The organism is Caulobacter sp. FWC2 (assembly GCF_002742625.1).
In the GTDB taxonomy this organism is placed as follows: domain Bacteria; phylum Pseudomonadota; class Alphaproteobacteria; order Caulobacterales; family Caulobacteraceae; genus Caulobacter.
The window spans coordinates 703,171-729,937 of the sequence record NZ_PEBF01000001.1 but is presented as its reverse complement, the minus strand read 5'-3'; the positions used below and the strand labels follow the sequence as shown (position 1 = coordinate 729,937).

The window sequence follows — 26,767 nt, the reverse complement described above, 5'->3', positions numbered from 1 at the left end:
TCGGCATTACATTTCCGTTAGGTCAGTCGAAGCCATCGTGTGCGGAGGTTGACTTGCGACAGTACCGCACCTATGTCCAGCCCGCTTGAGAATGAACGTTCATTCTCAAATTGTTCATCATGCCGGTTTCGTCAAGGGCAATAGCCCGCGAGACCACCGCATCCGGGGTCAAATATGCAATTCCAACGCTCGGCCGTGATCACGGCCGTAGGGCTCTCCGCCGTCGCTCTCACCCTCGCCGCCTGCGGTCAGGGCAAGGGAGGCGCTGGCGGCATGGGCATGGGCGGTCCGACCGAGGTCGGCTACATCGTCGCCCAGACCCAGACCGTGGGCCTGACCACCGAACTGTCGGGCCGCACCTCGGCCTTCCTGGTCTCGGACGTGCGCCCGCAGGTCAGCGGCGTGATCAAGTCGCGCCTGTTCCAGGAAGGCTCTTACGTGCGCGCCGGCCAGTCGCTCTACCAGATCGATCCGGCCACCTATCAGGCCAGCGTCAACAGCGCCGCCGCCGCCCTCGCCCAGGCCCAAGCCACGGCGACCGCCGCCAAGCTGAAGGCCGACCGCTACAAGACCCTGGTCGAGACCGGCGCCGTGTCCAAGCAGGACAATGACGACGCCCAGGCCGCCGCCCTGCAGGGCGCCGCCGGCGTCGCCGTCCAGAAGGCCGCCCTGGACAACGCCCGCATCAACCTGAACTACACCAAGGTCGCCGCGCCGATCTCGGGCCGCATCGGCAAGAGCTCGGTGACCCCCGGCGCCCTGGTCACCGCCAGCCAGGCGAACGCCCTGGCCACGGTGCAGGACCTGTCCAAGGTCTATGTCGACCTGACCCAGACCTCGGCCGAGCTGCTGAAGCTCAGGCAACAGTTCGCCAGCGGCAAGCTGGGCAGGACCAACTCGGCCCAGGTGACCCTGAAGCTTGAGGACGGTTCGACCTATCCGACCCCGGGCACGCTGGAATTCTCCGACGTCACCGTCGACGCCGGCACCGGCTCGGTCACCCTGCGCGCGGTATTCCCCAACCCGAACGGCGTCCTGCTGCCGGGCATGTACGTCCGCGCGAGCCTGACGCAAGGCGTCGCCTCGGGCGGGATCCTGATCCCCCAGACCGCCGTCAGCCGCGACCCGAAGGGCGCCGCGACGGTGACTCTGGTCGGCGCCAAGGGCCCCGAGCCGCGCCCCATCACCCTGGGCCAGACGGTCGGCGACAAGTGGCTGGTCACCAGCGGCCTCAACGCCGGCGACAAGGTCATCGTCGAGGGTTTGCAGAAGGTGCGCCCCGGCGCGCCGATCAAGGCCGTGCCCGCCGGCGCCGCTCCCGCCGCTCAAGCCCAGCGCTAAGGCCAGCCTCCGATGCTTTCACGCTTCTTCATCGACAGGCCCATCTTCGCGTGGGTCATCGCCATCGTGATCATGCTGGCCGGGGCGCTCGCCATCCGGTCCTTGCCGATCGCGCAATATCCTGAAATCGCCCTGCCGCAGGTGTCGATCTCGGCCAACTATCCCGGCGCCTCGGCCAAGACCGTCGAGGACAGCGTCACCCAGGTCATCGAACAGAAGATGAAGGGCCTGGACGGCCTGGATTACATGTCCTCGGCCAGCGACAGCTCGGGTTCGGCCACGGTGACCCTGACCTTCAAGGCCGGCACCGACATCGACATCGCCCAGGTCCAGGTCCAGAACAAGCTGCAGACCGCCACAGCCCTGCTGCCGCAGGAAGTGCAGCAGCAAGGCCTGACGGTCGCCAAGTCGGCGCGCAACTTCATGATGGTCGTGGGTCTCTATTCCGAGAACCCCAAGACCACCGGCACCGACCTCGCCGACTACCTGGCCTCGAACATCCAGGATCCGCTGAGCCGCGTAGACGGCGTTGGCGACATCCAGCTGTTCGGCGCGCAGTACGCCATGCGCATCTGGCTGGACCCGCAAAAGCTGGCCAGCTTCAGCCTGACCCCGGCGGACGTCTCGAACGCGATCAAGGCCCAGAACGCCCAGGTTTCGGCTGGCCAGATCGGCGGGACCCCGAACCTTCCCGGCACCGGCCTCAACGCCACCATCACGGCGCAGTCGCGCCTGCAGACGCCCGAGCAGTTCCGCCAGATCATCCTGAAGAACACCACCGGCGGCGCCACCGTCCGCCTGGGCGACGTCGCGCGCGTCGAGCTGGGCTCGGAAAGCTATCTTTCGACCGCCAAGTTCAACGGCCACCCGGCCGCCGGCATGGCCATCAAGCTGGCCCCCGGCGCCAACGCGCTGAACACCGCCGCGGCGGTCAAGGCCCGCATGGCCCAGCTCGAAAAGAACTTCCCGGCCACCTACAAGTACGTCGTCCCCTACGACTCGACGCCGTTCGTGAAGCTGTCGATCGAGGAAGTGGTCAAGACGCTGATCGAAGCCATCGTGCTGGTGTTCATCGTCATGTTCCTGTTCCTACAGAACTGGCGCGCGACCCTGATCCCGACCATCGCCGTGCCGGTCGTCCTCCTGGGCACCTTCGGCGTCCTGGCGGCCTTCGGCTACTCGATCAACACGCTCACCATGTTCGGCCTGGTGCTGGCCATCGGCCTGCTGGTCGACGACGCCATCGTCGTGGTCGAGAACGTCGAGCGCGTGATGAGCGAGGAGGGCCTCTCGCCCAAGGAAGCCACCCGCAAGTCGATGAACGAGATCACCGGCGCCCTGATCGGCATCGCCCTGGTGCTGGCCGCGGTGTTCGTGCCGATGGCCTTCTTCGGCGGCTCGCAGGGCGTGATCTACCGCCAGTTCTCGATCACCATCGTCTCGGCCATGGCCTTGTCGGTGGTCGTGGCCCTGGTCCTGACCCCGGCCCTCTGCGCCACCATGCTGAAGCCGGTCAAGGCCGGTCACCACGACGAGAAGACCGGCTTCTTCGGCTGGTTCAACCGCAGCTTCAACGACATGAGCGGCCGCTACCAAGGCGGCGTGCGCAAGATCCTGGGCAAGAGCGGCCGCTGGATGGCCGTCTACGCCGCGATCATCATCGCCATGGGCTTGCTGTTCGTCCGCCTGCCAAGCGCCTTCCTGCCGGAAGAAGACCAGGGGACCATGTTCACCCTGGTCCAGCTGCCCGCCGGCGCGCCCGAGGAAAAGACCCTGGCCGTGCTGGACAAGGTGCGCGAGCACTTCCTGGTCGGCGAGAAGGACGCGGTCCAGTCGGTGTTCACCGTCTCTGGCTTCAGCTTCGCCGGCGCCGGCCAGAACGCCGGTCTCGCCTTCGTGCGCATGAAGGACTTCGACGTGCGCAAGGCCGCCAACCTGAAGGCCCAGGCCGTGGCCGGTCGCGCCATGGGCGCCTTCGGCGCGCAGTTCCGCGACGCCATGGTGTTCGCGATCGTGCCGCCGGCCGTGTCGGAACTGGGCAACTCGTCCGGCTTCGACTTCCAGCTGCAAGACGTCAGCGGCGTCGGTCACGAGACCCTGATGAACGCCCGCAACATGATGCTGGGCATGGCCGCCCAGGATCCGAACCTGGTGGGCGTGCGCCCGAACGGCCAGGACGACACCCCGCAGTTGAAGATCGAGGTCGACCAGGCCAAGGCCGGCGCGCTGGGCCTGACCACCGCCGACATCAACAGCGCCCTCAGCGCCGCCTGGGGTGGGTCGTACGTCAACGACTTCATCGATCGCGGCCGGGTCAAGAAGGTCTACATCCAGGCCGACGCGCCCTACCGCATGACGCCGGAAGACCTGAACCGCTGGTACGTGCGCAACAGCAGCGGCCAGATGGTCCCGTTCCCCGCCTTCGCCACCTCGTCGTGGACCTACGGATCGCCGCGTCTGGAACGCTATAACGGCCTGTCGTCGGTGAACCTCCAGGGCTCGCCCGCCCCGGGCAAGAGCTCGGGCGACGCGATCGCGGCGATGGAGAAGATCGCGGCCAAGCTGCCCCCAGGCGTCGGCTACGAGTGGACCGGCCTGTCGGCCCAGGAACTGGAGGCCGGCAACCAGGCCCCCGCCCTGTACGGCATCTCGATCCTGGTGGTGTTCCTGCTGCTGGCCGCCCTCTATGAGAGCTGGTCGATCCCGCTGGCCGTCATCATGGTCATCCCGCTGGGCGTGATCGGCGCGCTGCTGGCGACCTTCGCTCGCGGCCTCAACAACGACATCTACTTCCAGGTCGGCCTGCTGACGACCATGGGCCTGGCGGCCAAGAACGCCATCCTGATCGTCGAGTTCGCCAAGGACCTCTACGAGAAGGGCATGGGCCTGATCGAAGCGACGCTGGAGGCCGTGCGCCTGCGCCTTCGCCCGATCGTCATGACCTCGCTGGCCTTCGTCTTCGGCGTGCTGCCCTTGGCGATCTCCAACGGAGCCGGCTCCGGCGCCCAGCACGCGATCGGCACCGGCGTGATCGGCGGCATGATCTCGGCCACCCTCCTGGCGATCTTCTTCGTCCCACTGTTCTTCGTGGTGGTCGAAAAGATCTTCAAACCCAAGCACCAAGGCCCAAGCTCAAACGGGCATGACGCGCCGGCCGCCGAAGGCGAGCCCACGTCGACGGAGGCCCACTGACCATGTTCCGCAACCTCACCCTGATCCTGCTGGCCTCCACGGCGGTCAGCGCCTGCACCCTGGCGCCGAAGTACGAGCGTCCGGCCCTGCCGGTCGCCCAGACCTGGTCCACGCCGAGCCTCGAGCCCACCGGCTCGGTCACGGCCGCCGACCTCGACTGGCGCCAGGTGCTGGTCGATCCGCGCCTGCAAGGCGTGGTCGACCTGGCCCTCAAGCAGAACCGCGACCTGCGCGTGGCGGTGCTGAACATCGAGAAGGCCCGCGCTCAGTACGGCGTCCAGCGCTCGGCCCTGTTCCCGGGGATCAACGGAACGCTCAGCGAGCAGCGCAGCCACTCCCCGGCGGCGGTCTCGCAGGTTCCCGGCGCGACCGGATCGATCGACACCGAGGTCTACAGCGCGACCATCGGCTTCACCTCGTACGAACTGGATTTGTTCGGCCGCGTGCGAAGCCTGAACGCCCAAGCCCTGCAGAGCTTCTTCGCGACGCAGGAGACCAGCCGTTCGGTCCGCATCAGCCTGATCGCCGAGACCGCCAACGCCTGGCTGACCCTGGCCGCCGACCAGGAACGCCTGACCCTGGCCAAGGACACCCTGGCCACCCGCGAGGACTCGCTGCGCCTGACCCAGCAGCAGGTCGACGGCGGCGTCGGCTCGCTGGCCACCCTGCGCAACGCCCAGGTCCAGGCCGAGACGGCCCGCAGCGACGTGGCGGTCTACGCCGCCCAGGTCGCCCAGGACCGCAACGCCCTGACCCTGCTGGTCGGGACGGACGTGCCGGCCGACCTGCTGCCATCCGGTAGCCTGGCCTCGGCCCAGATCCTGGCCGACCTGCCGGCGGGCCTGCCCTCGGACGTGCTGGCCCGTCGCCCCGACGTGCTCTCGGCCGAGCACAGCCTGCAAGGCGCCAACGCCAATATCGGCGCGGCCCGCGCGGCCTTCTTCCCGCGCATCAGCCTGACCGGCTCGCTGGGCTCGAGCAGCACCGAACTGGGCGACCTATTCAAGAGCGGCAGCAAGGCCTGGAGCTTCACGCCCCAGATCAGCCTGCCGATCTTCGCCGGCGGGTCCAATGTGGCGAACCTGAACGTCTCCAAGGCCAACCGCGACATCGCCGTGGCGACCTATGAGAAGACCGTGCAGACGGCCTTCCGTGAAGTCTCTGACGCCCTGTCGGTGCGCGACACGGTCGGCGAGCGCCTCGCCGCCCAGGAGCGCCTGGTCGTGGCCGCCACCGACAGCCAGCGCCTGTCGCAGCAGCGTCGCGACGCCGGCCTCGACAGCGCCCTGACCCTGCTGGACAGCCAGCGCACCCTGTATTCGGCCCAGCAGGGCCTGATCACGGCGCGCCTGGCGCGGGCGACCAACCTGGTCACCCTCTACAAGACCCTCGGCGGCGGCGCGCCCGCCGCCTGAGGGTTTTCACAAGCTTCCCCGGCCGCGAGCCGGGGAAGTTCGCTGGCCATCATCCCCCCACCCCCCGATGGTCGCGAACGGAAGGGCGTCTCCTCCCCCCATCCCTGGAGGCGCCCTTCCACCCACTGGGTTGGGCCGCAGCGCCCCTAAAGCGGCAGCTGCACCGTGCTCTTGACCTCTTCCAGCACCGCATAGGTCCGCGTCTCGCGCACGCCGGGCATCTTCACCAGGATATCGCCGAGGAAGCCGCGATAGGCTTCCATATCGCGCACCCGGGCCTTGATCAGGTAGTCGAAGCCGCCGGCCACCATGTGGCACTCCAGGATCTCGGGCGCGCGGCGCACCGAGGCGGCGAAGTCCTCGAACACCTCGCCGGTCGTGCGGTCCAGCACCACCTCGACGAAGATCAGCAGCGCCCGGTCGACCTTGGCCGGGTCCAGCAGCGCGGCGTAGCCGAGAATGTAGCCGCGCTCGCGCAGACGTCGCACGCGGTCGAAAGTCGCGGCCGGCGACAGGTTGCAGCGCTTGGCCAGCTCGGCGTTGGTGATGCGGCCGTCGGCCTGCAGAACCTTCAACAGCCTGCGATCGGTGTCATCCAGAGCAGAAATGGCCATATCGATCTTTCGCCGAATAAGCTTCGAGATTTAATTGTCACAAACGTAGCACATTCGGAAAGCTTAGCGTTACACCTTCGATCGTTCCAGCCCGCCCCGCGCCCTCCCCCTCCTTAAAGGCGCCCGGTGACACGGCCAAGCCGTAGGGCGGAACACACGCGACGCTCGCCCCTCCCCCCCTAACCGGGCGTCGCGCAAGAGAGGAAGGGGCGCGATACTCCCCCAGCACGCGCCCCTTCCTCCCTCCCCATTCCCCTTGCGAGACTTCCAGCGCATCCTTCGCTCGCGTTAACCGCGTCAGCTTTCCGCGCTGGAGCAGACGATCATTTCCGGCGCCTCGACCGAAGAAGATACAGCGCCGCCGCGCGACAAACGAAGCACCTTTGCCCGAAGGCTTGTTAAACCGACGATATCCAAAACCACAGGACCGACCATGACCGACTTGGCCCACTGGGACAGCCTCGACAACGGCAAGTATCGCGACGAAGCCGCGGTGATCGCCGACCTGCTGGCCGCCAAGCCTCTCTCCAGTGAAGACCGCGCCGCCGTTCGCGCCGAGGCCGAGGCCCTGGTCCGAGGCGCCCGCCGCAGCGTCCGCAAGCAGGGCGTGGTCGAGAGCTTCCTGCAGGAGTTCAGCCTGGGCACCCGCGAGGGCCTGGCCTTGATGTGCCTGGCCGAGGCCCTGCTACGCACCCCCGACGACGACACCCGCGACAAGCTGATCGCCGAAAAGATCGGCTCGGCCGACTGGGCTTCGCACCTGGGCGGCAGCGACAGCCTGTTCGTCAACGCCTCGACCTGGGGCCTGATGCTGACCGGCAAGATCGTCGAGCCCGACGACGAGCCCAAGAAGGACCTGCCCGGTTTCGTCAAGAAGCTGGCCGGACGCCTGGGCGAACCCGTCATCCGCGCCGCCGTGGGCCAGGCCATCCGCATCATGGGCGAGCAGTTTGTCCTTGGACGGACGATCGAGGCCGCCATCAAGCGCGCCGCAGCCGAAGGCGACATGTGCAGCTTCGACATGCTGGGCGAAGGCGCCCGCACCGCCGCCGACGCCGAGCGTTACGAGAAGTCCTATGCCGACGCGATTCAGACGGTCGGCAAGCTGTCGAACGGCGCCGGTCCCGAGAAGGGCCACGGCGTGTCCGTCAAGCTCTCGGCCCTGTGCCCGCGCTATGAAGCCACCCACGAGGACCGCGTGTGGGAGGAGCTCTATCCCCGCACTCTGCGCCTGGCCAAGATCGCCGCGAGGCACAACCTCAACTTCACCATCGACGCCGAAGAGGCCGACCGGCTGGCCCTGTCGCTGAAGCTGCTGGACCGCCTGTGCCGCGAGCCGGAGCTGGGCGACTGGCAAGGTCTGGGCCTGGCCGTCCAGGCCTACCAGAAGCGCTGCGGCGAGGTGATCGCCCGCCTGGAGGCCCTGTCCAAGGAAACCGGCCGCCGCCTGATGGTCCGCCTCGTGAAGGGCGCCTATTGGGACAGCGAGATCAAGCGCGCCCAGGTCGCCGGCCGTCCGGACTATCCGGTCTACACCACCAAGCCGGCCACCGACCTGTCGTACCTGGTCAACGCCAAGGCCCTGATCGCCGCGGCCCCGCACCTCTACGCCCAGTTCGCCACCCACAACGCCCACACCCTGGCGGCCGTGGTGCGCATGGCCAAGAACGCCGGCGTCAAGATCGAGCATCAGCGCCTGCACGGCATGGGCGAGGCGCTCTACAAGGCCGCCGACGATCTCTATGACGGCATCACCCTGCGGGCCTATGCCCCCGTCGGCGGTCACGAGGACCTGCTGCCCTATCTGGTTCGCCGCCTGCTGGAGAACGGCGCCAACACCTCGTTCGTCCATGCCCTGCTGGACGAGCGGGTGCCGGTCGAGAAGGTGGTCACCGACCCGATCGACACCGTCGAGGCCCACCCCGACCGCCACGCCAAGATCCCGACCCCGATCGAGGTCTATGGGCCTCGCCGCCGCAACAGCGCCGGCCTCGACCTCTCGGTGAAGGCCGACCGCGAACGCCTGCAAGCGGCTGTCGCCGCGCTGGACGGCGTGACCCAAACTAGCGGGATTTTGTCGGCCGGCCCGCTGATCGACGGCAAGGTCAGCGCCGGGACCCCGCCGCTGCCGGTGGTCGCCCCGGCCGACGAGCACAAGGTGGTCGGCGCGGTCTCCGAGGCCCAGGCCTCGCAGATCGACGAAGCCTTCCGCCTGGCCCGCGCCGCGCAACCCGCCTGGGACCGCGCCGGCGGCGCCGCCCGCGCCAAGGTGCTGCGCGCCATGGCCGACGCCCTGGAAGCCGATATCGACCGCCTGATCGCCATCCTGGCCCGCGAAGCCGGCAAGACCCTGAGCGACGGCATCGCCGAGGTCCGCGAGGCCGTCGACTTCTGCCGTTACTATGCGGTGCTGGCCGAGGATCAATTCGGCGACGGCGAGCTGCTGAAGGGTCCGGTCGGCGAAACCAACACGCTGACGCTGGCCGGTCGCGGCGTCTTCGTCTGCATCAGCCCGTGGAACTTCCCGCTGGCCATCTTCACCGGCCAGATCGCCGCCGCCCTGGCCGCCGGCAACGCCGTGCTGGCCAAGCCGGCCGAGCAGACCCCGCTGATCGCCAGTGAGGCTGTGAAGCTGTATCACGCCGCCGGCCTGGACCCGCGCCTGCTGGCCCTGCTGCCGGGTCGCGGCGAGACCGTCGGCGCGGCTTTGACCAGCCACGAGGGCCTGGACGGCGTCGCCTTCACCGGCGGCACCGACACCGCCTGGAGGATCAACCAGACGCTCGCGGCCCGCCAAGGTCCGATCGTGCCGTTCATCGCCGAGACCGGCGGCCTCAACGGCATGTTCGTCGACACCACCGCCCAGCGCGAGCAGGTCATCGACGACGTGATCGTCTCGGCGTTCGGCTCGGCCGGCCAGCGCTGCTCGGCCCTGCGCCTGCTGTTCTTGCCGGAAGACACCGCCGATGGGATCATCGATGGCCTGAAGGGCGCGATGGACGCCCTGGTCGTCGGCGATCCTGCCCTGGCCGTCACCGACGTCGGCCCGGTCATCGACGCCGAGGCCCGTGACGCGCTGAAAAAGCACCAGGACCGCCTGATGCAGGACGCCAAGGTCCTGCACGTCCTGACCGCTCCGAACGGCGGCACCTTCTTCGCCCCGGTCCTGGCCGAGATTCCCGCCGCCGACTTCCTGGAGCGCGAGGTGTTCGGACCCGTTCTGCACGTCGTGCGCTACAAGCCGGAGACCCTCGAACAGGTCGCCGGCGCCCTGGCCGCCCGTCGCTACGGCCTGACCCTGGGCGTCCACTCGCGGATCGAAAGCTTCGCGGCCGACGTCCAGCGCCTGGTCCCGGCCGGCAACGCCTACGTCAACCGCTCGATGACCGGCGCCGTGGTCGGCGTCCAACCGTTCGGCGGCGAGGGCCTGTCGGGCACCGGCCCCAAGGCCGGCGGACCCCACGCCCTGCTGCGTTTCGCGGTCGAGCGCGCCGTCAGCGTCAACATCACCGCCCAGGGCGGCGACCCGGCGTTGCTGAATCTGTAGGACTTGACGCCATCGGCCGTCGGCGAGACTCTGCGCCCATGGCCGATGGCTTCGATATCCATATCGACAACGAGCAGGCTGCCCAGTTGAAGGCTGGGGCGGAAAAATTCGGCATGTCGGTGTCCGAGTACGCCTTGGCTCTCATCGAGGCCGGTCTGACCGGCGCGCCGCCAAGGATCATCGACCCGGACCCTGCCATAGACGAAGCCATCGCCGACGCCGTTGAACGGGGCGATATGCCTTCCATTCCTCTGTCGGAATTTCGCGAACGGCTACGCCGTTTCGGCGGTCGTGATTGACCTTCACCGTCTCGGTTTCCGAGCAGGCCGAGAGGGACGCTTCGCGTCTTGATGACTGGCTCTCGGCCTCCGCCCCTCAAGCGGCCGAACGCCTGGGCATGGCGCTGATGAAGGCGTTCGACAGCTTGACCGAAATGCCTCTGCGGGGCCGCATCACAGGACCCACGACACGTGAGATCAAGGTTCCGTTCGGTCGCGACGCCTACATCATCCGCTATCGCGTCAGTGGCTCCCATGTGACCGTCACCCGAATCTGGCACAGCCTAGAGGACCGTTAGACAGTGCCCCTGAATCTTGAATGGCCTACCTTCACAACCGTCACGCGTAGCGCCTAAGCTTCCCGACAAGAGTTAGGGAGTTTCGGATCACATGCGTTTCCTGCCTCGCGCGGTCGTCGCCGCCGCCCTGTTCGCGCCCGCGATCGCCTCGGCTCAGGTCGGGCCGATCGTCGGGGACTGGTATGGGACCATCCAGGCCGGCGGCCAGAAGCTGCCCGTGGTCTTCCACATCAAGCCGGACGGCTCGGCCACGCTGGACAGCCCCGCCCAGTCCGCCATGGGACTGGTCGCGACCGCCACCCTAACGGACGGCAAGATCAAGGTCGCCCTCCAGGCCATCCCGGCCGCCTTCGAGGGGACCGTGTCGGCCGATGGCCAAAGCCTACTCGGCAAATGGGGCCAGAACGGCGGCGGCGCGCCGCTGACCATGACCCGCACCGCGCCGGCGGCGGCTCCAGCCCCCAAGCGCCCGCAGACGCCCCTGCCGCCGTTCAACTACAGGGTCGAGGAGGTCAGCTACCTAAATCCAGCCTCTGGTTTGAAGCTGGCCGGGACCCTGACCCTGCCGCAGGGCTCTGGCCCCTATCCGGTCGCCTTGCTGATCAGCGGCTCTGGCACGCAGGACCGCGACGAGACGATCGAAGGCCACAAGCCGTTCCTGCTGATCGCCGACGCCCTGACCAAGCGCGGCGTGGCGGTGCTGCGCGTCGACGATCGGGCCGCGGGCGGCTCCCAGGCGGGCGATCTCTCCAAGGTTACCACGGCCGACTTCGTCACCGACGTCGAGGCGGGCGTGGCCTTTCTGCGCGGGCGCAAGGACATCGACCCAACCCGTATCGGCCTGATCGGCCACAGCGAGGGCGGGATCATCGCCCCGATCGTCGCGGCCAAGGATCCGAAGATCGCCTTCCTCGTGTTGCTGGCCGGCGCCGGCGTGCCCGGCGAACAGGTGATGAACCAGCAGGCCCGCGACCTGGCGATGGGCGCCGGCGCCTCGGCCGCCCAGGCCCAGAAGAACGCCGACCTGCTGGCCGCCGCCAACGCCATCGTTCGCGAGGAAGCCGACCCGACCAAGGCCCAGACGCGGATCGTCGACCTCTTCACCAAGGCCGGCGCCCCCGCCCAAGCCGCCGCCGCGCAGAGCCAGTTCCTCACCCAGGCCTGGTATCGTTACTTCATCCTGCTGGACCCCACCCCCGCCCTGCGCCAGGTACGCTGTCCGGTCCTGGCCCTGGGTGGCGACAAGGACGGCAACGTCTCGGCCGCCGTGAACCTGCCTGCGATCAAGGCCGCCCTCGTCCAGAGCCCAGACGTCACCACCACCGCCCTGCCCGGTCTCAACCACCTCTTCCAGACCGTCGGAAGCCACCGGCCCACCGACTACGGCGCGATCGAGGAAACCATCGCCCCGGTCGCCTTGGCGACGATCGTGGATTGGACCGTCGCCCACGCGGCGAAAAAATGACCGCCTCGCGCCGCCAGCTGCTGGCCGGCCTCGCCGCCCTGCCGGCGCTTGGCGCGGCCGCCGCGCCGGCCAAGGGCTTCGTCGCCGTGAAGGACGGCCGTCTCGCGCTGGATGGCAAGCCCTACCGCTTCGTCGGCGCGAATCTCTGGTACGGGGCCTGGCTGGGCGCGCCCGGCGCTACCGGCGACCGCGCGCGGTTGGGGCGCGAGCTGGATCGTCTGAAGGCCCTGGGCGTCACCAATCTGCGGGTGCTGGGGGCGGGCGAGCGCTCGCCAGCCAAGGCCGCCGTGTCGCCGACGATGCAGGAGGAACCGGGCGTCTACAGCGCCGACCTGCTGAACGGCCTCGACTGGCTGCTGGCCGAAATGGCCCGTCGCGACATAAAGGCGGTGATCTACGTCAACAACTTCTGGGACTGGTCAGGCGGCATGCCGGCCTATCTGAACTGGACCGGCGATGGCCCCTGGTTCGAGGCGGGCGACCCTGAACATCCGTGGCCGGAATATCCGGACTATTCGGCCCGGTTCTATGCTGACGCCAGGGCCAACACCCTGTTCCGCCGCTACCTGACCGGCCTAGTCCAGCGGACCAACAGCGTCACCGGCAAGGCCTATCGCGACGACCCGACGATCATGGCCTGGCAACTGGCCAACGAGCCCCGTCCGGGCGGGACCGAAGCCAAGGCCGACACGCTGCTGCCGCCCTACTATGCCTGGATCCGCGAGACCTCGGCCCTGATCAAGTCATTGGATCCGCGCCATCTGGTCTGCACCGGCAGCGAGGGCAGCATGGGATGCCTGCGCAGCGAGGCCTGCGTGGTCGAGGCCCACAGGCCCGCGACCATCGACTATGTCACAGCCCACGTCTGGCCCAACAACTGGAGCTGGATCGACCCCAAGAACCAGCCGGCCACCTATGCGGAAGGCGAGGCCCGCTGCCGCGAGTACGTGACCCGCCACATCGCCCTGGCCAGGTCGCTGAACAAGCCGCTGGTCATTGAGGAGTTCGGCCTGGTCCGCGACGCCCGCGCCTTCGTCCCCGGCTCGGCCACGGCCGACAAGGACCGCTTCTACCGGACGATCTACGGCCTGGCCCTGGACGACATGAAGGCCGGCGGCCCGACGGCCGGGACCAACTTCTGGGCCTGGAACGGCGAAGGCCGCGCCCAGCATTCCGACGCCTGGTTCGCCCATGGCGACAAGAGCTTCGTCGGCGATCCGCCCCAGGAGGAGCAGGGCCTCTACGGCGTCTTCGACACCGACGTCGCGACCCTGGCGGTGATCGCCGAGCACGCGGCGGCGGTGCGAGGGCTCTAGCGAGCGGCCCAGCCCGACGGCTCGCACCACCGTCGAAAGGGGATTGTCACCGGTGTCACTCGTGCTACCGCTACCGGAAAGCGCGCCAAGAAAGCGCTGGAGGACCCGCTGTGCACACCGCCACCCGCCGCACCCTGATCACCGGCGCCGCCGCCCTGGTCGCCTATGCCGCCCTGCCCCAAGCCGGCTATGCGGCGCAGAAGCGCTCGCCGGTCGTGGCGACCACCGCCGGCAAGGTGCGCGGCTATGTCGATGGCGAGGTCAGCGTGTTCAAGGGCCTGCGCTATGGCCAGGACACCGGCGGCGCGCGCCGTTTCGCCGCGCCTGTGAAGCCCGAGCCCTGGACCGACGTCAGGGACGCCCTGACCTATGGCGCGTCCTGCCCCCAGGGTAAGGGCGAGGAGGAGACGCAAGGCGAGGACTGCCTGTTCCTCAACGTCTGGACTCCCGCCAAGGCGTCCAAGACCGGGCTCGCCGACGGCCAGAAGCGTCCGGTCATGGTCTATATCCACGGCGGCGCCTACAACACCGGCTCGGGCAGCCACCCGTGGTACGAGGGGACGAAGCTGGCCAGGCGCGGCGACGTCGTGGTGGTCACGGTCAACCACCGCCTGAACGCCTTCGGCTATCTCTATCTGGCGCGCCTGTTCAACGATCCGTCGGTGGCCGACAGCGGCAATGCCGGTCAGCTGGACCTGGTCCTGGCCCTGCAATGGGTGCGCGACAACATCGCCGCCTTCGGCGGGGATCCTGGCCGGGTGATGCTGTTCGGCCAATCCGGCGGAGGGGCCAAGATCGCCACCCTGCTGGCCCAGCCGAACGCCAAGGGCCTGTTCCATCGCGCGGCCACCATGAGCGGCCAGCAGGTCACCGCCAGCGGCCCGTTTAACGCCACCAAGCGCGCTAAGGCTTTCATTGAAAAGGCTCTTGGGGACAAGGTCGGCGCCAAGGACCTGGCGGCCCTGCGCGCCCTGCCCGCCGACAAGATCGTCGAAGGCCTGCGGGCGGTCGATCCGATCGCCGGATCGGGCGGGGTCTATATGGGCCCGGTGCTGGACGAGCGGACCCTGGACCGCCACCCGTTCTTCCCCGACGCCTCGCCCGTGAGCCTCTCTGTGCCGATGATGTGTGGCAACACCCACGACGAGACCAAGGGCTTCATCGGCTGGGACGCCGGGGCGTTCCCCAAGAGCTGGGACGAGGTGATCGCTCGCCTGCCGGGCCAGTTCAACGCCCGCATCGACATCGATCCCGAGACGGTGGTGGCCTTCTATCGCAAGACCTATCCGACCTACTCGCCCTCGGACGTCTATTTCGCCGCCTCGACCGCCGGCCGCTCTTGGAAGGCGGCGATCATCCAGGACGAGGAACGCGCCAAGGCCGGCGCCCCCGCCTTCGCCTATCAGGTCAATTGGAAGTCGCCCAAGGACGGCGGGATCTTCGGCGCGCCGCACACCATCGACATCGGCCTGGTGTTCGGCACGCTGGACGCCAAGGGCTCGATCGTCGGGACGGGACCGGACTCGGTCGCCATGTCCAACACGATGAGCGACGCCTTCGTGCGCTTCGCCAGCACGGGCGATCCCAATGGCGGCGCCCTGCCGAAGTGGGAGCCCTACACCCTGCCCCGCCGCCAGACCATGGTGTTCGACAACACCTCGCGGCTGGAGGACGACCCGCGCGGGGCTGAGCGCGAATTCTTCAACCGCGTGCCGTTCACTCAGTTCGGGACTTGATCTCGTAGGGGAGCGTCGGCGGCAGATGCTCGACCAGGATCCGCGATGTCGGTTCCCGATCGGGCTCCACGGGCGGCGGCTCGCCGAAGACGGCGGTCCACAGGGCGATCCACGCTTGACGCTCGTCGTACTCCACCGGGCGAACTCCTTTCGGGGGTTCAAATGGCTCGCCGGAACAAGGGGTTGCTGGTTAACGCGGCGTTCACCAGGCTTTCGTGCTGTAGCTTCGGGTAGATGCTCACCCCGCGCTGCGGGGGAGCTGTCGCGTAGCGACTGAGGGGGCCAATGCTGAATAGGCCGAGTTGGCCCCCTCCGGCCCGGAGTTTATCCTCGGGCGCGCGCTCCGCGCGACCCGGGGAGGCCACCTCCCCCGCGCTGCGGGGGAGGATCTACTGAGCAGCCCTCCCCGGACACACCGCTCCGGCCGGATCCGCTGTCAGCTTCACATTGGCGATCGAGACCTGGAAGGTCCCGGCCGTGCCCAGGTCGAATGGCGCGGCGACCTTGGTCACGTCGGTTCCGGCGGCCTGGAAGCACTTCAGCGGGATCTTGACGCTGGCCCACTGACCGGTCGGCGATCCGGCGGGCGGGGTGACGTCCAGCTTGCCCGCGCCGATGGCCAGGATCACCGACTTGGTCGCCGCCGCGTCGATCCGGTACGCGAAGCTCAACGCCATGTCGGCATTGGTGTGGAAGGTCAGGTCCAGCGGCTTTTCGCCGACGATGGTGACGCGGCCCAGCTTGTCGCCGGCGAAGGTGACCTGGCGCCCGCCTTCCTGGATGTTGCCGGCGTCGACCGGGACGATCTGCACCGACGACGAGGGCGAGGCCTTGAACTCGAACGGCGCCGGCGTCTTGCCGGCGATGAAGTAGTTCGTCGCGTTGTCGGCCACCGGCTTCACGCCCGAGACTTCTGACAAAGTCCCGACCTTGCCAGGCCTGGCGTAGGTCAGGCCGTAGCCATAGGCGAACAGCGGGTCGTAGGCCCTGTCGCCCCTGTTCAGGCTGAACTGGGCGGCGGTCCTGGGCCAGCTGAATGACAGCTTGCCGTGGAAGTCGGTGCGCGGCTTGCCGGCCTTGTCGCCGATCAGCACGTCGGCGATCCCGCCGCCTTCCGAACCCGGCAGCCAGGCGGCGACGAAGGCGTTGGAGGCGTTGAGCTCGGGATTGACCCACAACGGACGGCCGCTGAGGAACACCGCCACCACCGGCACGCCCTTGGCCTTCAGACTCTTGAGCAAGGCGAGGTCGGCCTTGGCGCCCGGTTGATACTCCAAAGTCGTCTTCAGGTCGCCGACACCTTCCGCATACGGATTTTCACCAAAGACGACGATGGCGACGTCCGGCTTCTTGTCGAACTTGCCGTCGACCGCCAGGGTCGCGTGGCCGCCGCCGGCCTCGACCGCCGTCTTCAGGCCCGACCAGATCGACTCGGCGTTGGGGAAATCGGCATTGGTGTTGCCCGTGCCCTGCCACGAGAGGGTCCAGCCGCCCGACTGCTTGCCGATGTCGTCCGCGCCCGAGCCGGCGACCAGCACGGTCGCGCTGGCCTTCACCGGCAGAACGCCGTCGTTCTTCAGCAGCACCAGCGACTTGCGCACGGCCTCGCGGGCGATGCCGCGGTGCTCGGCCGAGCCGATCACGCCCTCGCGGCCCTCGAACGGGCGGGCGGCCTGAAAGAGACCAAGCTTGGCCTTAACCCGCAGGATGCGGCGGACGGCGTCGTCGAGGCGGGCCATTGGGATGACCCCCGATTTCACCTCGGCCAGGGTATTCTCGTACAGCGCCTTCCAGCTGTCCGGGGCCATGAACATGTCCAGGCCTGCATTGATCGACTGCGGGCAGTCGGTGGGTTTGCAGCCCGGGACCTGGCCGTGGCCGTTCCAGTCGCCGACCACGAAGCCGTCGAATCCCATCCGGCCCTTCAGCACGTCGGTCAGCAGGCTCCTGTTGCCGTGCATCTTGGTCCCGTTCCAGCTGGAGAACGAGGCCATGATCGTCACGGCGCCGGCGTTGATGGCGGGGGCGTAGCCCTGGGCGTGCAGGCGGATCAGGTCGTCTTCCGAGACCTTCGTATCCCCCTGGTCGTGGCCGTTCTCCGTGCCGCCGTCGCCCAGGAAATGCTTGGCGCTGGCGGCGACGTGGCCCTGTTGCAGAACCCCGCCTTGAGATACGGCGCCCTGGATGCCGAGGATCATCTGGCCGGCATATTCGCGAATGATCGCCGGGTCCTCGGAATAACCCTCATAGGTCCGGCCCCATCGGTCGTCGCGCGGCGCGGCCAGGGTCGGGCCAAACGCCCAGTCGAAGCCGGCGGCCGAGGTCTCGAACGCGGTGGCCTTGCCGATGCGGCGGATCAGCTCGGGATCGTGCGCCGCGCCCAGGCCGATATTGTGCGGAAAGAGCGTCGCGCCGATGACGTTGTTGTTGCCGTGCACGGCGTCGATGCCGAACATCAACGGGATGTGCGTGCCGCCCGGGCGCTGCGCGGCGCCTTCGCGGAAGGCCCTGGCGGTGTCGACCCAGGGCTTTTGCGGCGAGCGGTCCGGCGCGCCCAGCGGCGGCGAGCTGCCCCCGCCCAGGATGGAGCCCAGCGGATAGATCTTCAGGTCTTCGGGCTTGATCTGGCCGATGTCGGCCTGGATCAGCTGGCCGACCTTCTCCTCGAGGGTGAGCTTGGCCAGCAGGCCGTCGACGAAGGTCTCGGTGGTGGGATCGACGAGACCCTGGCTCTTGGCGGCTGGCCACTGGGCCGCGTGGGCGGTCGCTTGCGGCGTTTCGGCGGCCAGCGAAGCGCCGGCCAGAAAGGTCGACGCCAACAGGGCGGCGCAGAGGGTCCTGGTGTTCATACTCCCCAACTCTTCTTGTTCGACGGCTAAGTCGCCGCGCGCTTTTGAAACGTCTTGGACAACGTTGTCATGACGAAGGTCGCGGAGGCAAGTGGTCAGACCACTTTCGTGGACCACCTTTGAAGAAATCCAAGCTGAAGACAAAAAAGGGCGGACCCGAAGGTCCGCCCCAAAGGTCGCGACCGCAGTGGCGGTCGAAAGCGTTCTGCTGCTTAGCGGAACAGGCTGAGGATCGACGAGCTCGAGGAGTTCGCGATCGACAGGGCCTGGATGCCCAGCTGTTGCTTGGTCTGCAGCGACTGCAGCTTGGCGCTTTCCTTGGCCAGGTCGGCGTCCACCAGGTTGCCGACGCCGGCGTCCAGGCTGTCTTGCAGCTTGCCGACGAAGGTCAGGTGGGTGTCGAGGCCGGTCGAGGCCGTGCCCAGCGAGGCCAGCTTGTTGGTGGCCGTGCCGATGGCCTTGTCGATGCTGCCGATCATCGTCTTGGCGGCCGTCGCCGTGGCGAAGCTGGAAGCCGCCGACAGGCCGATGCCGCCCAGACCCAGGGTTTGGGCCTTCACGGTGAAGCCCGAGCCGTCGGTGTTGGCCAGGAAGGTCATCTTGGTGGCCTTGCCGTCGGCCAGGCTGACGCCGTTGAACTTGGCGTTGTCGGCGGCCTTCTGGACCTGGTCGCGCAGCGAGTCGAAGTCCGACTTCAGCGCGTTGAACGAAGAGGTGTTCAGCGAGGTGTCGGAAGCGGCCAGGGCCTTTTCCTTCATCTTGCCGAGCAGGTCGGTGATGGTGTCGCCGGCGGCCAGGGCCACATCGATGGTCGACTGGCCGCGTTGCAGCGAGTCCTTCACCGAGTTCAGCGCCGTGGAGTTCGACGACTGGTTCTTGGCCATGGCCCAGACAGCGCCGTTATCCTTGGCGTTGCCGACCTTCTTGCCGGTGTTGATCCGTTGCTGAGTGACCTGAAGCTCGCTGTTGGTGGTGTTCAGGTTTTGCAGGGCGATCAGCGCGCCCGAGTTCGTGTTGATGCTGTTCAACGGCATGGGACGAACAACTCCTATTCGAGGTGTTCCGGCGTCGTTTTGACGGCCGGCGGGCGTTTTGCCCACCGCGACACTATGCCACCCGCTCTTTCAATATAGTTGATGCAGAAGGCCCTTTGGTTGAATCACCAAATTACTTCCTTAAGAAGCGCGCCCCGCACGTTAGGACTCATTACTAGATTTCGGAAAGTGTCCCAAATTGGCACACAGTTAAAGGACTCTCACTGCACCTCACGGCCTCGAGCTAGACTCTGAGAAACTGGGCTCAAAGAAAAAGGGCGAGTCCGGAGACTCGCCCTTTCGACGACCTTTAAGTCGACGAAGTCCGGCTTAGCGGAACAGGCTGAGGATCGACGAGCTCGAGGAGTTCGCGATCGACAGGGCCTGGATGCCCAACTGCTGCTTGGTCTGCAGCGACTGCAGCTTGGCGCTTTCCTTGGCCAGGTCGGCGTCCACCAGGTTGCCGACACCGGCGTCCAGGCTGTCTTGCAGCTTGCCGATGAAGGTCAGGTGGGTGTCGAGACCGGTCGAGGCCGTGCCCAGCGAGGCCAGCTTGTTGGTGGCCGTGCCGATGGCGCTGTCGATGCTGGCGATCATCGTCTTGGCCGCGCTGGCGCTGGCGAAGGTCGAACCGGCCGAGAGACCGATGCCGGCCAGACCCAGGGTCTTCGCGTTGACAGTGAAGCCCGAGCCATCCGAGTTGGCCAGGAAGGTCATCTTGCTGACCTTGCCGTCGGCCAGGCTGACGCCGTTGAACTTGGCGTTGTCGGCGGCCTTCTGGACCTGGTCGCGCAGCGAGTTGAAGTCAGCCTTCAGCGCGTTGAACGAAGAGGTGTTCAGCGAGGTGTCGGAAGCGGCCAGGGCCTTTTCCTTCATCTTGCCGAGCAGGTCGGTGATGGTGTCGCCGGCGGCCAGGGCCACGTCGATGGTCGACTGACCGCGTTGCAGCGAGTCCTTGACCGAGTTCAGCGACGACGAGTTCGACGACTGGGTCTTGGCCATGGCCCAGATCGCGCCGTTGTCCTTGGCCGAACCAACCTTCTTGCCGGTGTTGATGCGTTGCTGGACGTTGCCCAGTTCGGCATTCGTCGAGTTCAGGTTTTGCAGGGCGATCAGAGCGCCCGAGTTCGTGTTGATGCTGTTCAGCGCCATAACGAAATAACTCCTATTCGAGGTATTCCGGCGTCATTTTGACGACCGGTGGGCGTTTTGCCCAACACGACCCTCGCACAACGAGCTTACGCCTTCGTTTAATTTTCAGTATTCTATAATTAACAACTCAAACTATTTTGATAACCATTAATAACGAAGCAACGTTGAATTTGAATAATCGAGAAACAATACTTTGTATCAAAATGATACATCTCAAGTTCAATCAGCCATCACTCGACAATCCTGCGTGCGCTGCATCCGGCCTCCCCAGTTCACACCAGGGAGCCGGACGCGGCGCGGCCGAGCCGGGGTCAGCGGCCGGCCAGGTACAGACGGCGCGAGCGATAGTGCTTGGCGATCGCCCGGATGGTCACGATGAAGACGAAACCTCTCCAGAGGTCGGCGAAAAGGCTGTTGCGGCGACGCATGGCGAGACTCCTTGTTTTCCAGATCAACGAAAGAAGGGCCGACCGGCTCCCCGGGAGGGGGAAGGAGCCGGCCGGCCCCTCACTGCCGGTCGCTAGAGATGTGACCGGCTAAGGCCGGACAGCTGGGATCAGCCGTGCAGCTTGATCGCCGTTTCGGCGATGCGGCGGCCCTGGTAGCGGGCGCCGGTCAGCTCGTTCTCGCTGGGCTGACGCGAGCCGTCGCCACCGGCGATGGTGGTGGCGCCGTACGGGCTGCCGCCGGTGACTTCATCCAGGGTCATCTGGCCGGCGTGGCCATAGTCCATGCCCACGATGGTCGTGCCGAAGTGCAGCAGGTTGGTGATGATCGAGAACAGCGTCGTTTCCTGACCGCCATGCTGGGTGGCGGTCGAGGTGAAGGCGCCGGCCACCTTGCCGTGCAGCGCGCCACGCGCCCACAGGCCGCCGGCCTGGTCGAAGAACGCCGCGACCTGTGAGGCCATGCGGCCGAAGCGGGTCGGCGCGCCGACGATGATGGCGTCGTAGTTGGCCAGATCCTCGACCGCCGCGACCGGGGCTTCCTGGTCGAGCTTGAAGTGGGCGCCCTTGGCGATGTCCAGCGGTACGGTTTCCGGCACGCGCTTGATGTCGACGGTCGCGCCGGCTTCGCGTGCGCCCTCGGCGACGGCCTTGGCCAACGTCTCCAGGTGACCGTAGGACGAATAGTAGAGAACCAGAACCTTGGCCATGACGGCGAACCCTCGGTGTCTTGCTTGGCGGAAGCGTCATGCCCCGTCGTTGGCGCGTCTTTTGGCGCCGCTTGGGCTTGCGAAACAGCCGAATAAAATCGTCTATTATGTTCGAGATTTTCGATCGGTGAGCCCATGACGACCGAGCCCGGCAGTCCCACCCTCGACCAGCTGTCGGTGTTCCTGGCCGTGGTCGAGGCCGGCAGTTTCGCGGGCGCGGCGCGGCGGATGAACCGGGCCAATTCGGTGGTCAGCTACGCCATCGCCAATCTGGAGGCGCAGCTGGGCCTGACGCTGTTCGATCGCGACGCGGCCAAGACGCCGGTGCTGACCGAGGCCGGCCGGGTCGTGCTGGCCCAGGCCCGCGTGATCGCCGGCGACGTGGCGTCCCTGCGCGCACAGGCCAAGGGGCTGATCCAGGGACTGGAGGCCGAGGTCAATCTGGTGCTCGACGTCATGCTGCCCACCGCCCGTGTAGTGGACGCCCTGCGCGCCTTTCGCGAAGCCTTCCCGACCGTGACCCTGCGCCTCTATGTCGAGGGCCTGGGCGCGGTGACCCAGATGGTGCTGGACCGTCGAGCCACGATCGGCGTTGCGGGGCCGCTGGACGTCGTCAACGGCGGCGACGCCCTGGAGACCATAGCGGTCGGCTCGACCCTGCTGATCCCTGTCGCCGCGCCGGACCATCCGCTGGCCGAGGGCCGCAACCGGCCCGGCGCGGCGCGGGGCCACACCCAGCTCGTCTTGACCGACCGCTCGAAGCTGACCGAGGGACGCGACTTCGCCGTCGGCAGCGTCCACACGTGGCGGCTGGCCGACCTGGGCGCCAAGCACCTCCTGCTGAAGGAGGGCTTCGGCTGGGGCAACATGCCCGAGCCCATGGTCCGCGAGGACATCGCCGCCGGCCGCCTGAAACGCCTCGACATGCCGGACCTGAGCGACGCGGTCTACGCGCTGCACGCCATCTATCGCAGCGACACCCCGCCCGGTCCGGCCACGGCCTTCCTGATTGAACGGTTCCAGGGCCAGGCCGATTGAGGCGGCCGCGCCGGACCTAAGACCTGAACACGCTTGCCGAAAGGCCGCGGCGCGGCTGTATTCGCATCCGCTTCAAGGAACACCCGATGCAGATTCCCTATGTCGCCGCCACCGACCGCTACGCGGCCATGCCCTATCGTCGCACGGGCCGCAGCGGCCTTGATTTGCCGGCGATCTCGCTGGGCCTCTGGCAGAACTTCGGCGGCGCCGACGTGTTCGAAACCGGCCGCGCCATCCTGCGCCGGGCCTTTGACCTGGGGGTCACTCACTTCGATCTGGCCAACAACTATGGCCCGCCCTACGGCTCGGCCGAGGAGAACTTCGGCAAGGTTCTGGGGACCGATTTCAAGGCCCACCGCGACGAGCTGGTGATCTCGACCAAGGCCGGCTGGGACATGTGGCCAGGCCCCTATGGCGGCATAGGCGGATCGCGGAAGTACCTGATCGCCAGCTGCGACCAGAGTCTCAAGCGCATGGGCGTCGACTATGTCGACATCTTCTACTCGCACCGCGTCGACCCCACGACGCCGCTGGAGGAGACCATGGGCGCCCTGGCCCACCTGCATCGCCAGGGCAAGGCGCTGTACGTGGGGATCTCGTCCTACTCGCCCGAGCTGACCCGCCGGGCCCACGCGATCCTCAAGAGCGAGGGCGTGCCGCTGCTGATCCACCAGCCGTCCTATTCGATGGTCAATCGCTGGATCGAGGACGAACTGCTCGACACGCTGGGCGACCTCGGCGTCGGCTGCATCGCCTTCTCGCCGCTGGCCCAGGGCCTGCTGACCAGCAAATACCTGGACGGCGTGCCGGCCGACTCCCGCGTGGCCAAGGACGGCTCGTTCGGCGGCCACCTGCTGACGGAGGACAACCTGGATCGGATCAAGGCGCTGAACGGGATCGCGCAGGCGCGCGGCCAGACCCTGGCCCAGATGGCGATCGCCTGGACGTTGCGCGATCCGCGCGTCACCTCGGCCCTGATCGGAGCCCGCACGGTAGCCCAGCTCGAGGACTCCCTGGCGGCGCTGAACGCCCCGGACTTCTCGGCCGACGAACTCGCGCGGATCGACCGCCATGCCTCGGAAGGCGGCGTCGATCTGTGGAAGGTGTCCTCGCGGTTGGCGACAGGCGACCTGCCCCGGACATAATACCAAAGGTTTAATGTTGCGGCGGCTTGTCGCGGCCTCCAGTTCGCCTAAAGTTCCCGACGATGGATAAGGGCGCTCACACCCTGCCTGGCCAGGCCGACGGCCTGGAACGCCTCACCGAGCGTGAGCGCGAATGCCTTCGGCTCGTCGATCGCCACATGAGCTCCAAGGAGATCGCCCGCGAACTGGGTCTCTCCAAGCACACCGTCGACTGGCATCTGGACAAGGCGCGCCGGCGCCTGGGCGCGGCCGACCGCTATGACGCCGCGCGCCGCGTCTTCGACCGGGCCTATCAGGGGGTTCCCGATCATAGCCCCCATCATCGGGGCCCCGATCATGGGGGCGCCCCCCTCCTATCGCATCAGGGTCCGACACGGCTCGGCTAGGCGAACATCCTTCATCCCGGTTTGCTGACCGCGTTGAGGAAGGAGTTCCCAGTGAACGAGTTGACCCCCCACCAGAAGGACGCGATCGGCCGAGCCACGCACCTGCGCCAGGAAGTGAAGAGCTTCCAGCACACGTGGCCTCTGCTGAATTCGGCCGAGACCCTGCCTCCGATTACGTGGAGCGAGCTCGAGCGCCAGTTGAAGAGCCTGTCGGTCACCCCGAACGGCGCATCGATGGTGCACGACCTGGTGGAAGCCACCCGCAAGCAGGCTTCGTTCAAGCCGAGCGAATTGGTGATGCGGGAAATCCTGTGCATCGCCAGCGCGGTGATGGACGAGACGTTCCTGTCGGACTTGTCTTCTTCGGACTCGGCGGCGGACGGCCCAATCATCTGAGCCTGCCCTTCCGATTGGCCTTCATCGCGGCCGTGATGATCGTGACCGCTTTCGCGTTCGGTTCGATCCTGGCGGGGCTACACGCGCTGCAAGGCTTGTTTCCTTAAGTTCGACGCCCGCGGCGTCGGGCGAACCCCAAAAAATCTCATCAACATCTGGCAACGCGCCGACACCCTTCGGCGCGAGGGAGACTTCGTATGCTCAAGCAACGCCGCCAAGCCGCCGAATCCGTGGCCGAAGCCCTGTTCGCCGCTGAAAAGGCCATCGACGCCGCAATCACCAGCACCGCCGCCCTGGCCGGGCTGATGCCGACCACCCGCCAGGACGCCAACCTCTCGGCCCTGGTGGGCCAGGACGCCCTGATGGCGGCGATCACCACCATGCAGGCCCTGGGCGCGGCCCGCGAAGGCATCGTGGTCACCCACAAGCACCTGTCGGTCGCCCAGCACGACATCGGCCTGTCAGCTGTCTCGTTCGGCGAAGGCGCCGTCAAGCCGGCGGGCCTGATCGAAACCAACACCAGCGGTCGCCTGACCGTGGCCGCCTAGGACCCCAAAGCGCGACCCTCGCCGGTCTGTCTCGGCGAGGGTCGTTGCAATCTGGAAGAATGGCGCCACCGTAGGGTGATGTCCCTGGGCTTCCTCTATCAATGGGTCAGCCTCGCCGCGCTGCTGATCGCGACCGGCGTGGCCCTGTGGCGTGGCGGCTGGCCTGAACGCGTGGCCGCCGTCGCCATGATCCTGGCCTGGTTCGCCACCGCGCTGTTCTACAACAGCCTGCAGCGGTTTGGCCCCCAGACCGCAGTGATCCTGGTCGACATGGCCCTGATGCTGGTGCTGCTGGCTATCGCGCTGCGTTCGGATCGCTGGTGGCCGATGTGGGCCTGCGGCTTTCATGGCCTGACCCTGATCCTGGTCCTGGCCAGCCTGGCCGATCACAAGCTCTCCAACCGCGCCGGCTATATCGCGGGCGGCGGCCTCTTCAGCTACCTGGCCATGGCGGCGCTGTTCTGCGGCGCGCTGCCGCGTCGGCGGGCCAAACCTCCAGCGGAAAGCCTCGCGCCACGACATCCTGGATCATGACGCCCAGCCCCTGACGCCGCGTCACCGCTGACAGGCCTTCGAACGCCTGTTTCACTCCTCCCAACAACAGGAGGATCCCATGGGCGAAGCCTATATCGTGGCGGCCGCGCGGACGGCCGGCGGGCGCAAGGGCGGCAAGGTCTCGGGCTGGCATCCAGCCGATCTGGCCGCGACCGTGCTGGACGCCCTGGTGGCGCGCAGCGGCGCCGACCCGGCCCTTATCGAGGACGTGATCATGGGCTGCGTCGGCCAGGTCGGCGAACAGGCCATCAACATCGCCCGCAACGCGGTGCTGGCCTCCAGCCTGCCCGAGAGCGTGCCGGCCACCTCGGTCGACCGCCAGTGCGGCTCGTCGCAGCAGGCCATCCACTTCGCCGCCGCCACCGTGATGTCGGGCGCCATGGACGTGGTCATCGCCGGCGGCGTCGAGAGCATGAGCCGCGTGCCGATGGGGCTGTCCTCCGCCCTGCCCTACAAGAACGGCTTCGGGACCTACAAGAGCCCGCGCATGGAAGAGCGCTATCCCGGCATCCAGTTCAGCCAGTTCGCCGGCGCCGAGACGATCGCCAAGAAGTACGACCTGTCGCGAGCTGAGCTGGACGCCTACGCCCTGTCCAGCCACCAGCGGGCCATGGCCGCTACCAAGGGCGGAAAGTTCGCCGCCGAGATCGTGCCGATCGAGGTCGCGCTGGCGGACGGCGCGACCGAGATCCACGCCGCCGACGAGGGCATCCGCTGGGACGCCACCCTGGAGTCGATCGGCTCGGTGAAGCTGCTGACCGAGGACGGCCGCCTGACGGCCGCCACCTCCAGCCAGATCTGCGACGGCGCGGCCGGCGTGATGATCGTCAACGAGCGCGGGCTCAAGGCTCTGGGCGTCAAGCCGCTGGCGCGGATCCACAGCATGACCGTGATCGGCCACGACCCGGTGATCATGCTGGAAGCCCCGATCCCCGCCACCGAGAAGGCGCTGGAACGGGCGGGGCTGAAGATCGGCGACATCGACCTCTACGAAGTCAACGAGGCCTTCGCCTCGGTGCCGACCGCCTGGCTGAAGGTCATCGGCGCCGATCCCGACCGGCTGAACGTCCACGGCGGCGCCATCGCCCTGGGCCACCCGCTGGGCGGCTCCGGCGCCAAGCTGATGACCACCCTGGTGCATGCGATGCAGGACCGCGGCGCGCGCTACGGCCTGCAGACCATGTGCGAGGGCGGCGGGCTGGCCAACGTGACGATCGTCGAGCGACTGTAGTTGAACCCTCCCTCTTCGAGAGGGAGGAACCGCTCTTCTTATCGTCTTACGGCAAATTAACTCAGCGACCCGAG

Annotated in this window: 22 protein-coding genes; 16 read left to right on the top strand and 6 right to left on the bottom strand. The window is 67.4% G+C overall.

Annotated elements, in window-relative coordinates; genetic code table 11:
- Positions 1-174 precede the first annotated feature (174 nt).
- Genes CSW62_RS03460 through CSW62_RS03450 form a run of 3 tightly spaced genes read left to right on the top strand, consistent with a single transcriptional unit; the run spans position 175 to position 5,948 of the window.
- Positions 175-1,341, top strand: a complete 1,167-nt coding sequence (locus CSW62_RS03460) for an efflux RND transporter periplasmic adaptor subunit (RefSeq protein ID WP_099575802.1) — start codon at positions 175-177, stop codon at positions 1,339-1,341.
- Between the two features lie 12 nt (positions 1,342-1,353).
- A complete protein-coding gene (locus tag CSW62_RS03455; protein WP_099575801.1) occupies positions 1,354-4,533 on the top strand; it encodes an efflux RND transporter permease subunit in 3,180 nt (1,059 codons plus the stop codon).
- 2 nt (positions 4,534-4,535) lie between these two features.
- Complete coding sequence (locus CSW62_RS03450; RefSeq protein ID WP_099575800.1) at positions 4,536-5,948, top strand: efflux transporter outer membrane subunit; 1,413 nt, start codon at positions 4,536-4,538, stop codon at positions 5,946-5,948.
- 146 nt (positions 5,949-6,094) lie between these two features.
- Here the strand turns inward: CSW62_RS03450 and CSW62_RS03445 are convergent, their stop codons facing one another.
- Positions 6,095-6,562, bottom strand: coding sequence for an Lrp/AsnC ligand binding domain-containing protein (locus tag CSW62_RS03445; RefSeq protein WP_099575799.1), 468 nt, complete (start codon positions 6,560-6,562; stop codon positions 6,095-6,097).
- Positions 6,563-7,004: 442 nt separating this feature from the next.
- Here CSW62_RS03445 and putA point away from each other — a divergent pair, with 442 nt between their 5' ends.
- The 6 genes from putA to CSW62_RS03415 all read left to right on the top strand — a co-directional run bounded on the left by putA (position 7,005) and on the right by CSW62_RS03415 (position 15,203).
- Positions 7,005-10,109 carry a bifunctional proline dehydrogenase/L-glutamate gamma-semialdehyde dehydrogenase PutA gene (putA, locus tag CSW62_RS03440; RefSeq protein ID WP_369827539.1) on the top strand — a complete coding sequence of 1,035 codons (3,105 nt, stop codon included), beginning with the start codon at positions 7,005-7,007 and terminating at the stop codon, positions 10,107-10,109.
- Between the two features lie 38 nt (positions 10,110-10,147).
- A complete protein-coding gene (locus CSW62_RS03435; protein ID WP_099575797.1) occupies positions 10,148-10,408 on the top strand; it encodes an antitoxin in 261 nt (86 codons plus the stop codon).
- Positions 10,405-10,686: a type II toxin-antitoxin system RelE/ParE family toxin gene (locus CSW62_RS03430; protein WP_099575796.1), complete on the top strand. Its 282-nt coding sequence runs from the start codon at positions 10,405-10,407 to the stop codon at positions 10,684-10,686. Before CSW62_RS03435 ends, CSW62_RS03430 begins: the two co-directional genes overlap by 4 nt.
- Positions 10,687-10,777: 91 nt before the next feature.
- The gene (locus CSW62_RS03425) at positions 10,778-12,151 is read left to right on the top strand and encodes a S9 family peptidase (RefSeq protein WP_099575795.1); all 1,374 of its coding nucleotides are present in this window, start codon (positions 10,778-10,780) and stop codon (positions 12,149-12,151) included.
- The gene (locus tag CSW62_RS03420) at positions 12,148-13,467 is read left to right on the top strand and encodes a mannanase (RefSeq protein ID WP_099575794.1); all 1,320 of its coding nucleotides are present in this window, start codon (positions 12,148-12,150) and stop codon (positions 13,465-13,467) included. The genes CSW62_RS03425 and CSW62_RS03420 overlap by 4 nt, the downstream gene beginning before the upstream one ends.
- A gap of 110 nt (positions 13,468-13,577) precedes the next feature.
- Positions 13,578-15,203 (top strand): carboxylesterase/lipase family protein, encoded by a 1,626-nt coding sequence (locus tag CSW62_RS03415; protein WP_099575793.1) that lies wholly within the window; start codon positions 13,578-13,580, stop codon positions 15,201-15,203.
- Here CSW62_RS03415 and CSW62_RS26300 read toward each other — a convergent pair.
- From CSW62_RS26300 to wrbA, 5 genes are all read right to left on the bottom strand, one after another.
- Complete coding sequence (locus tag CSW62_RS26300) at positions 15,184-15,339, bottom strand: hypothetical protein (protein WP_158235381.1); 156 nt, start codon at positions 15,337-15,339, stop codon at positions 15,184-15,186. The genes CSW62_RS03415 and CSW62_RS26300 overlap by 20 nt on opposite strands.
- Positions 15,340-15,592: 253 nt before the next feature.
- Positions 15,593-18,061 carry a glycoside hydrolase family 3 protein gene (locus CSW62_RS03410; RefSeq protein ID WP_199170506.1) on the bottom strand — a complete coding sequence of 823 codons (2,469 nt, stop codon included), beginning with the start codon at positions 18,059-18,061 and terminating at the stop codon, positions 15,593-15,595.
- A gap of 203 nt (positions 18,062-18,264) precedes the next feature.
- Positions 18,265-19,086 (bottom strand): flagellin, encoded by an 822-nt coding sequence (locus tag CSW62_RS03405; RefSeq protein ID WP_099575791.1) that lies wholly within the window; start codon positions 19,084-19,086, stop codon positions 18,265-18,267.
- A gap of 330 nt (positions 19,087-19,416) precedes the next feature.
- On the bottom strand, positions 19,417-20,238 hold the full coding sequence (locus CSW62_RS03400; RefSeq protein WP_099575790.1) for a flagellin: 822 nt from the start codon (positions 20,236-20,238) through the stop codon (positions 19,417-19,419).
- A gap of 556 nt (positions 20,239-20,794) precedes the next feature.
- Positions 20,795-21,394 (bottom strand): NAD(P)H:quinone oxidoreductase, encoded by a 600-nt coding sequence (gene wrbA / locus CSW62_RS03395; RefSeq protein WP_099575789.1) that lies wholly within the window; start codon positions 21,392-21,394, stop codon positions 20,795-20,797.
- A gap of 135 nt (positions 21,395-21,529) precedes the next feature.
- Between wrbA and CSW62_RS03390 the strand changes: the two genes are divergently transcribed.
- The 7 genes from CSW62_RS03390 (at position 21,530) to CSW62_RS03365 (ending at position 26,693) form a co-directional block, all read left to right on the top strand.
- The gene (locus CSW62_RS03390; protein ID WP_099575788.1) at positions 21,530-22,432 is read left to right on the top strand and encodes a LysR family transcriptional regulator; all 903 of its coding nucleotides are present in this window, start codon (positions 21,530-21,532) and stop codon (positions 22,430-22,432) included.
- Positions 22,433-22,518: 86 nt separating this feature from the next.
- Positions 22,519-23,577, top strand: a complete 1,059-nt coding sequence (gene mgrA / locus CSW62_RS03385) for an L-glyceraldehyde 3-phosphate reductase (RefSeq protein WP_099575787.1) — start codon at positions 22,519-22,521, stop codon at positions 23,575-23,577.
- A gap of 62 nt (positions 23,578-23,639) precedes the next feature.
- The gene (locus CSW62_RS26755) at positions 23,640-23,963 is read left to right on the top strand and encodes a helix-turn-helix transcriptional regulator (protein ID WP_233206602.1); all 324 of its coding nucleotides are present in this window, start codon (positions 23,640-23,642) and stop codon (positions 23,961-23,963) included.
- A 51-nt stretch (positions 23,964-24,014) separates the two neighbouring features.
- A complete protein-coding gene (locus CSW62_RS26750) occupies positions 24,015-24,359 on the top strand; it encodes a hypothetical protein (protein WP_233206601.1) in 345 nt (114 codons plus the stop codon).
- Between the two features lie 197 nt (positions 24,360-24,556).
- On the top strand, positions 24,557-24,907 hold the full coding sequence (locus CSW62_RS03375) for a hypothetical protein (protein ID WP_099575786.1): 351 nt from the start codon (positions 24,557-24,559) through the stop codon (positions 24,905-24,907).
- A gap of 78 nt (positions 24,908-24,985) precedes the next feature.
- Entirely contained in the window at positions 24,986-25,441 is a 456-nt protein-coding gene (locus CSW62_RS03370) for a hypothetical protein (RefSeq protein ID WP_099575785.1), read from the top strand.
- Positions 25,442-25,520: 79 nt separating this feature from the next.
- Positions 25,521-26,693, top strand: coding sequence for an acetyl-CoA C-acetyltransferase (locus CSW62_RS03365; RefSeq protein ID WP_099575784.1), 1,173 nt, complete (start codon positions 25,521-25,523; stop codon positions 26,691-26,693).
- Positions 26,694-26,767 lie beyond the last annotated feature (74 nt).